Source organism: Archangium sp. (assembly GCF_036388035.1).
Classification (GTDB): domain Bacteria; phylum Myxococcota; class Myxococcia; order Myxococcales; family Myxococcaceae; genus Archangium.
Genome location: NZ_DASVSO010000482.1, coordinates 1 through 8326, shown reverse-complemented (window position 1 = coordinate 8326; position 8326 = coordinate 1). Strand labels below are relative to the sequence as shown.

Genomic DNA, 8326 nt, shown 5'->3' with positions numbered 1-8326 from the left:
ACAGCACCTGACAGCGCTACCATGCGATGCTTCCCGTTGCTCTTTCCCCATCGAGGCCACCCAACATGAGCAGTCGTGTGAACCTGTTCGCCCCCGAGGTACGGGCCAATCCCTACGCCCTCTATGCCGAGTTGCGCCGTCACAACCCCGTATGTCAGGTGGACCCAGGTGGGATGTGGGCCGTCGCGCGTGCCGAGGACGTGGTGGCGGCCTTCAAGAACCCGAAGGTCTTCTCGTCCGAGGGCCTGCGACAGACCTATCGCCCGGAGTGGATCCCCAACTACCCGATCGCGGACTCGATGCTCGTCATGGACCCGCCGGACCACACCCGGCTGCGCACGCTCATCTCCCGCGCCTTCGGGCCCAGCGTGCAGACCCGGCTGGAGCCTCGCATCCGGGAGCACGCGAAGCAGGTCATCGCCGGGCTGCCGGCCGGCCGCTCGGTGGACTTCGTCGAGCACTTCGCCTTCCCCGTTCCCATCGCCGTCGTCGGCGAGCTGGTGGGCATCACCAACCATCCGAAGATCAAGGACTGGATGGAGGTCATCACCCAGTTCACCAGCGTCGGCTCGGACCTGGAGCGGCAGGCGCAGATGCGCGCCACGGTGAATGAGATCCGGGAGTACTTCGAGGATGTCCTGGAGGCGCGTCGGCGCGAGCCCCGCGAGGACCTCGTGAGCGACCTGATGCGCGCACGCCTGGACGGTCAGGCGCTGACGCACACGGAGCTGATGGGCTTCCTCATGCTGCTCCTGCTCGGAGGGCTGGAGACGACCGTCCACCTGTTGAGCTACTCCGCCAGGCGGTTGCAGGAGCAGCCGGAGCTGATGACCCGGCTGCGCGCGGAGCCCGCCCTCATTCCCCGGTTCATCGAGGAGGCCCTGCGCCATGGCTCGCCCATCCAGGGTCTGGTGCGACTGGCCATGGAGGACGTGGAGCTCGGCGGCGTGCGCATTCCCAAGGGGGGACGGGTGCTGCTGCTGGTGGCCTCGGCCAACCGCGACGAGGCCTTGTTCCCCGACCCCGATCGCTTCGACATGGACCGGCCCGTGGGACAGCACAGCCTGCCCTTCGGCCACGGCATCCACTTCTGCCTGGGCGCGCAGCTCGCGCGGTTGGAGGCTCGGTTGGCCCTGGAAGCGCTGCTCGCCCGGTTCTCCCGGCTGACGCCCGGTGATGGGCCGGTGCGCTTCAATGTCTCGGTCATCATGCGAGGCGCCCTGTCCCTGCCCCTCGTGCCCCACGAGGACTGAGGCCTCCCAGACTGGCCGGTCGCCCTGCCTCCATCGGGCCGCTCTGGCGATGCCGCCTGCCCGGCCCTCTTGGCGTGTCCATGCTCTAGGGAAGCCGCAGGAGACCCTCATGATGACCGCCGACACCGAACTCTCCACCGCTCGAGCGGTCGCCGCCCGAGCAGCTCCCTCTCTCGCCATCCTGGAGTTGCCCGGCCGCCAGGGGGTGGGCTTCGTGGTCTCACCCCAGGGCTACCTCGTCACCAACCTGCACGTGGTGGCCGGGGCCGAGGAGGTCCACGTCCAGCTTGCCGATGAGCAGTTCCTACAGGTGGAGGAGGTCATCGCCCTGGACGAGAAGCGGGACCTGGCCGTGCTGCGGCTGCCCACGTACGACGTACAGGCGCTGGAGCTCGCGCCCGAGGCCCACCCCGGCGAGGGCGACATGCTCTTCATCCTCCTGCCGGCCGGCGGGGGGATGATGGGGCTGCTGGAGACCCGGGTCCAGGCGGTGCAGGTGCTCGACGAGTCCCTCACCTTCCTGGAGCTGGAGGCGGCGCTGCCCGAGGACGCCTCGGGCGGTCCGGTGCTGGATGCCTCGGGCGCGCTGGTGGGCGTGGCCACCTGCGCCTTCGCGGACGGGCGGCCAGTCACCATCGTCATCCCCTCGCGCTACGTGCTGCCGCTGCTCGAGCGGCCCGGGACGCAGCCCATCTCCGCGCTCACCCAGGCCCGGCCCTCGGCCTCCCGCCAGCGGCACATCCCCACCCATCCGCTCTCGCTGCTGGAGGGGTGCGCCACGGACGCCGTCGAGGAGGTGGCCCTGGGCATCATGCAGGCCATCCAGTTGGGGGCACCCACCTACAACCGGGGAGACCCCGAGGGCTGCTACCGCTTCTACGCGCGCGCGGCCGAGCGCCTCATCCTGGAGCGCTCGGACTGCCCCGGTGCCCAGGCCGCCCTGCGCGAGGGTCTCCAGCGCTGCACGACCCTCGCCGACGCGGATGAGCGGGCCTGGGCCCTGCGCGACACCTTCGATGGCCTGCTCCACGTCATCGATCGCTGGCTACAGGCCCAGGCGGCCTTCGCACGCATGGCGGCCCCCAAGTCATACATGCAGTGAAACCTCCGGGGCCCCAGGCCTCTCATCACCCCGGTTTCCATGGAATTCGTTCATTTCGCGACGTCCAGGGCAGCCAGGGAAGCGTCATCCATGGGAGGCCACCCCGCCCCCCGTCGGAGGGGACGTCTGCCCGTAGTAAGACGTCAGTTGCGCGAGGCGCGCGGCCGGCCCCCCGGTCGACACACGGCAACCCCCCTACGAGGAAGACATGCGGGCACTGCTCGTTCCATCCGGGACCTTCGATCTCTCGCCCGTGGAGACCCTGCTGCGGCAGCTCGGCGTCAATCCGACGCACGCCGGTGACGACGAGGCGGCCATCGCGGCCTTCCGCCAGTCTCCCTTTCCCTTGGTGCTGGTGGGGATGGACGACGCGGGGGACCGGATCGTGCTCGTACGGGCGCTGCGGAGCTGTCCGCGCGGGGCGCATACCGCCATCCTGCTGGTGGCGCGGCCCGAGCAGCAGGAGCAGCTTCCCCCGCTGCTGGATGCCGGAGTGGACGACTTCCTGATGCTGCCGCTGGACGAGGCCTCCGTCGCGCTCCGGCTGCGGCTCGCCCTGCGTCGAGCGTCCGAGCGACCGGAGGCGCTGCCCGAGGACTTCAAGCTGGACGGGCTGTGCGCGGTGCTGCTGCGGGAGAGCCCGGTGCCCACCTGCATCATCACGCGCGAGGGGAACGCCTTCGTCGACCTCAACGACGCCTGCCTGCGGCTGTTCGGCTACACGCGCGAGGAGATGCTCTGGCGCACCCCGAGGGAGCTGAACCTCTGGGAGACGCCCCTCGAGAGTGATCGGCTGGCGGCGCTCTTCCGGGAGCAGGGAGCGCTGCGCGGGATGGAGTCGCGCGTGCGCACCAAGGGCGGGGACTTGCGCCACGTGCTCGTCTTCGCGGGCATCGCCGAGTACGCGGGCACGCCGCACGTCGTCTCCATGTTCCCGGACATCACCGAGCGCAAGCAGCTGCAGTCGCGGCTGCTGCTGTCGGACCGGATGGCCTCGGTGGGAACGCTGGCCGCTGGCGTGGCGCATGAAATCAACAACCCACTGGCCTACGTCACGGCCAACCTCGGCTACGTGCATGAGGAGATGGGGCGCCTGATGGAGCGCTGGCCCAAGGAGGGGCCTCCCTGCCCCTCCCTGACCCATACGGTGAAGTCGGTGTGCGCCGCGCTCGGCGAGGCGCTGCACGGCGCGGACCGGGTGCAGACCATCGTGGGAGACCTCAAGACGTTCTCCCGGGAGACGCGCGAGACGCAGCAGGATCCCATCCGGGCGGTGGACGTGAGGAAGGTGCTGGAGTCCACCCTGAGCCTGGCGGCCGGGGAGATCCGCCACCGCGCGCAGCTCGTGAAGGATTATGGAGAGGTGCCGCCGGTCCACGGCAACGACTCGCGCCTGGGGCAGGTCTTCCTCAACCTGCTCGTCAACGCCGCCCAGGCCATCCCCGCCGACGGTGAGGCGGACCAGCATGAGATCCGCGTCACCACGCGCACACTGCCCTCCGGACAGGTGGCGGTGGAGGTGTCGGACACCGGGGCCGGCATCGCGCCCGAGCTGATGGGCCGCATCTTCGATCCCTTCTTCACCACCAAGCCGACGGGAGTGGGGACGGGGCTGGGCCTGTCCATCTGCCACAACCTCATCACCGCGATGGGCGGGGAGATCCACGTCCACAGCGACCTGGGCCGGGGCACCACCTTCCAGGTGCTGCTGCAGGTGGCCACCACGCCGCTGGAGCAGCCCGCGCCGGAGGAGCCGCGGCCCGAACCCCCTCCCAGTGCCCGGGGCCGGGTGCTGGTCATCGACGACGAGCCCATGCTGTGCTCGGCGGTGGAGCGCATCCTCCGGCCCCACCATGATGTGGTGCTCGCCACGCTGGCGGCCGAGGTCCTCCCGCGCCTGGAGGCGGGAGAGCGCTTCGACCTCATCCTGTGTGACCTCATGATGCCGAGGATGAACGGCATGGACTTCCACGCGGCGCTGCAGCGGCTGCGCCCGGAGCTGACCGGCCGCGTCATCTTCCTCACCGGCGGCGCCTTCACGCCGCAGGCGAAGTCCTTCCTGGATCGGGTGCCCAACCGCCGGGTGGACAAGCCTTTCAACGCGCGGGCCCTGCTGGCGGTGACGCGCGAGGTGCTCGCCAAGGTAGGGTGAGGCTCAGCGGAAGAAGGCGCGCAGCGTGGAGATCATCGCCGCCACGTCCGCCGCGGCGGCCATCTCGCGGATGGAGTGCATGGACAGCATGGGGCTGCCCACGTCCACGGTGCGGATGCCCAGCTCCCCGGCGGTGATGGGACCGATGGTGCTGCCACACCCCAGGTCCGTCCGGGTGACGAAGACCTGCGGCGTCACGCCGGCCTCGCGGCAGTGGAGCGCGAACCAGGCCCAGCTCTCGCCGTCGGTGGCGTAGGACTGGTTGACGTTGGACTTGATGACGGGGCCGGCGCCCATGAGCGGCTGGTGCTTGGGCTCGTGCAGGGAGGCGTAGTTGGGGTGCACCGCATGCGCCATGTCCGCCGACACCAGGAACGAGTGGCGGATGGCCCGGTGGAAGGAGTCCCGCCGCCCGTCCGAGTGAGCCAGGGTGATGCGCTCCAGCAAGTCCTTCAGGAAGGGGGACGCGGCGCCCTGGGCGCTGCGGCTGCCGCACTCCTCATGGTCGTACAGCACGACCCCGCGGGTGGCCTCGCCGGGCCCGCTCAGGGCCAGCAGCGCGGACAGGGCCGAGTGGCTGCTGGCGAGGTTGTCCAGGCGGGCCGCGTGGAGGAACTCGCCAAAGGCGCCGGAGCGGCTGGAGGGCTGCGTGTCATAGAGGCACAGGTCGAAGCCGAGGATGTCACCCGTCTCCACGCGGGCACCGCCCCGGGCCAGCTCCTCGACGAGCATCGCCTTGAGGTCCACCGCGCCCGAGCGCTCCAGGGCGAGCACCGGCACCAGGTGGTCCTGGGCGTTGAGCTTGAGGCCCTCGGAGTTGACGGTGCGGTTGAGGTGGATGGCGAGGTTGGGGATGCGCAGCAGCGGGCGGCGGAAGTCCACCAGGTGGTGCGTCAGGCGGCCGTCCTTCGTGACGACCACGCGGCCGGCGAGCGACAGGTCGCGATCCAACCAGGTGCTGAAGAGGACGCCGCCATACACCTCCACGCCGAGCTGGTGGTAGCTGGAGCGCAGCACGTGGGGGTTGGGCTTGATGCGCAGGTTGGGCGAGTCCGTGTGGGCGCCCACCAGCTTGAAGCCAGCGCGATCCACCGGAGCGGAGCCGAGGTGGAAGGCGGCGATGCTGGTGTCCCCGCGGGTGACGTACACCTTGTCCCCGGGCTTCAGGTCCCAGGGCTCGCGCTCGTCGAGGGCGCGATAGCCCTGGGCGGACAGGCGGCGGATCGTCTCGCGCACCGCGTGGTACGGGGTAGGCGAGGCATCGATATAGGCCAGCAGGTCGTTGGCGGCGGCGTCGGTATCGGAGGGAGTCATCCCCTCCAGGCTAGCGCCGCCGCCGGGCCATGCCACGCGAAACGTGGCGACTCTGCCAGGAAGCGATCAGCGCTAGGGCTCGGCGGACTGGGCGTCACCCGCGGGCTCCGCCCCGTGGTACACCGCCGGCAGCGAGGCCGACACGGCGCCCACGTAGAAGATGCCGTGGTAGCCCTGCTTCTTGCCGCCGAACAGGTGGACGAAGTAGCGCTCCCCATTGTCCTCGCCCTTGGCGGGCTTCACGCCGCAGTCCAGCTTCTGCTCCGCGCTCACGGCGCAGATCCACGCCGTGCCGCTCTTGTAGGCGATGTCCAGCGAGTACACGTTCGAGAACTTGTCCGCCACGCGCAGGCCCATGGGCCGGTAGTCGGGATTCCAGGGCAGCCCCTTCACCTGCCGGGGGTGGAGGTTGCCACTCACCACCAGCACCGCCCGGTCCTGGGAGTTGCCAGCCACCTCCATCACCGTGTTGGCCATGGCCTCCTCGCGCGCGTCCCCCTCGAGCGGCGGGCGATCGAAGGCGAAGACGGCCACGTCCAGCCCCTGGCTGCGCAGCTTGCGCAGGGCCTCGATGAGATAGGCCACGGCATCGCTGTTGCGGCCATCCGGGTAGGGGCTGCGCCAGAAGGGGCTCTCCATCAGCTTCGCCCAGTCCTGCTCCTTGCCCTCGCTGGCCACGAAGGTCTGGAGCCGCTCCTGGTTCATGTCGGGAATCTCCAGGCCCACCGTCACGGGGACGCCCTGCACGGCCGCCTGGCACACGCTCTGGGCGATGAAGTGCGGCACCTGCTGCGTGCCATGCAGCTCCCCGAGCAGCACCACGTTGCCGGGACGCACCACCTTGCCCAGCCCCAGGATGGGCACGCCGCATTCGACGTCGTCGCTCCTCGTCACCACCACCTCGGGGGTGTCGCTGGACTTCTTCGCGTCCTTCGCGAGCTCCGGGGCGATCGCCCGGAACACCTTCCACTCCAGCACCCCATCCCGAGCGGTCTGCTGGGACTGGACCTGGACGGTGGCGTCGCCCCCCGTCATCGCCTGCATCGACGTCTCGAGGGATACCTGGCTGCCGAGGCCCGAGGGGTTCTCGGCGGTGCGCCCGTCCACGCCCCAGACGAGCTCACTGCCCGGCGCCCTCAGCGCCTTGTTGGCGCTACGGGTCTCGCGGGTGATGACCAGCTTGCAGCGGTGGGGCCCCTCGGGCCTGGCGGTGACCAGGTAGCGGTGCCAGTAGCCCGCCACCCGCGAGCCGGCGAACTCCTCACGCCACTCGGTCTCCAGCGAGGCCACTCCGGGAGCCTCGCGCATGGCGAAGCCCCTCGACGAGAAGTACGTGCGCACCAACGGCCAGACCTCGTCGATGGGCTGCTCGTAGATGGCCTCCTCATCCGGGGCGAAGTCCACGAAGCGCGAGGAGCACCCCGACAGCACGGCCAGCAGCGACAGGCAAACGAAGGCCATCCTTCTCATTCAACGTCCTCCAGGTTCTCTCTAGGGATGGCCGCGGAGCGAGCCGCGACCGCCAGGTTCACATCGGGTTGGGACTGGTGGTGCGCTGCTCATCGGCGTCGGACTTCGAGCCGCCGAGACGTACTGCGGGCGGGGAGGCCGACACCCGGCCTACGTAGAAGACGCCGTGGTAGCCGGACTCGGTCGGCCGCTCGAAGAGGGACACGAAGTACCGGTCCCCGTTGTCCTTGCCCCTGGCGGGCCGCTCGCCACACGCGAGCGTCGGATCCACCGAGCAGATCCACGCCGTGCCACTGTCGAAGGCCACGTCCAGCGACAGCAGGGAGGGCAGCTTCCGGGCGAGCATGTAGCCCATGGGGCGGTAGCCCAGGTCCCACGGCACGCCCGGCAGGGTGCGCGGGTGGATGTTGCCGGTGACGATGAGGAAGAAGCGCCCCGGGCCCTGCTCCACCTGGGAGAGGATCGTCCCGGCCATGGCGCCCTCGCGGCTCTCGCCCTGCAACTCCGGGTGATCGAAGACGAAGACGTTCACGTCCAGCCCCTGGGCCCGCAGCCAGCGGAGCTGCTCCAACAGCTGGACCACCGCCTCGCTGCTGCGACCGTCCGGGTAGGGGCTGCGCCAGAAGGGGCTCTCCATCAGCCGCGCATGGTCATCCTCGGAGCCCGCGCTGGCGATGAAGCGCCGCACCCGCTCCTGGTTCTCCACCGGCATCTCCAGCCCCACCGTCACCGGGGTGCCGCGGGTGGCCACCTGACAGGCGCCCAGCGCCACGAAGCGGGGCACTTCCCGAGTGCCGTGCATCTCTCCCAGCAACATCACCGTGCCCGGCTGGCTCTTCCCGGCGAGGCCGATGATGGGCATGCCGCACTCGATGGACGCGGCGTCCGGCTCCTGCTTCGTCGCCGCCAGCGTCGGTGCCTGCGCGCGCTGCTTCCGCGCCTCCAGCACCGGAACGATGCCCTCCCACAGCACCCACTCCATTCCCAAGTCCCTCGCGCCCTGCACGGCCTCCCCCGTCACGCCGAGCGCCTCCG

At 70.1% G+C, this 8326-nt stretch carries 6 protein-coding genes; 3 read left to right on the top strand and 3 right to left on the bottom strand.

Features of this window, described 5'->3' with window-relative positions; translation table 11 throughout:
* Positions 1-65 precede the first annotated feature (65 nt).
* The 3 genes from VF697_RS19525 to VF697_RS19515 all read left to right on the top strand — a co-directional run bounded on the left by VF697_RS19525 (position 66) and on the right by VF697_RS19515 (position 4507).
* The gene (locus VF697_RS19525) at positions 66-1253 is read left to right on the top strand and encodes a cytochrome P450 (RefSeq protein ID WP_331097171.1); all 1188 of its coding nucleotides are present in this window, start codon (positions 66-68) and stop codon (positions 1251-1253) included.
* 109 nt (positions 1254-1362) lie between these two features.
* Positions 1363-2355 carry a serine protease gene (locus tag VF697_RS19520; protein WP_331097169.1) on the top strand — a complete coding sequence of 331 codons (993 nt, stop codon included), beginning with the start codon at positions 1363-1365 and terminating at the stop codon, positions 2353-2355.
* A gap of 208 nt (positions 2356-2563) precedes the next feature.
* Entirely contained in the window at positions 2564-4507 is a 1944-nt protein-coding gene (locus VF697_RS19515) for an ATP-binding protein (protein ID WP_331097167.1), read from the top strand.
* Between the two features lie 3 nt (positions 4508-4510).
* Here the strand turns inward: VF697_RS19515 and VF697_RS19510 are convergent, their stop codons facing one another.
* From VF697_RS19510 to VF697_RS19500, 3 genes are all read right to left on the bottom strand, one after another.
* Positions 4511-5821: a M18 family aminopeptidase gene (locus tag VF697_RS19510; protein ID WP_331097165.1), complete on the bottom strand. Its 1311-nt coding sequence runs from the start codon at positions 5819-5821 to the stop codon at positions 4511-4513.
* 72 nt (positions 5822-5893) lie between these two features.
* Entirely contained in the window at positions 5894-7291 is a 1398-nt protein-coding gene (locus tag VF697_RS19505) for a hypothetical protein (RefSeq protein WP_331097163.1), read from the bottom strand.
* Positions 7292-7349: 58 nt separating this feature from the next.
* A partial coding sequence (locus VF697_RS19500) for a hypothetical protein (RefSeq protein ID WP_331097161.1) occupies positions 7350-8326 on the bottom strand: 977 nt, incomplete at its 5' end.

Coding starts and splice junctions, on each gene's coding strand:
- VF697_RS19525 (WP_331097171.1), top strand. CDS start 66: ATGAGCAGTCGTGTGAACCTGTTCGCCCCCGAGGTACGGGCCAATCCC.
- VF697_RS19520 (WP_331097169.1), top strand. CDS start 1,363: ATGATGACCGCCGACACCGAACTCTCCACCGCTCGAGCGGTCGCCGCC.
- VF697_RS19515 (WP_331097167.1), top strand. CDS start 2,564: ATGCGGGCACTGCTCGTTCCATCCGGGACCTTCGATCTCTCGCCCGTG.
- VF697_RS19510 (WP_331097165.1), bottom strand. CDS start 5,821: ATGACTCCCTCCGATACCGACGCCGCCGCCAACGACCTGCTGGCCTAT.
- VF697_RS19505 (WP_331097163.1), bottom strand. CDS start 7,291: ATGAGAAGGATGGCCTTCGTTTGCCTGTCGCTGCTGGCCGTGCTGTCG.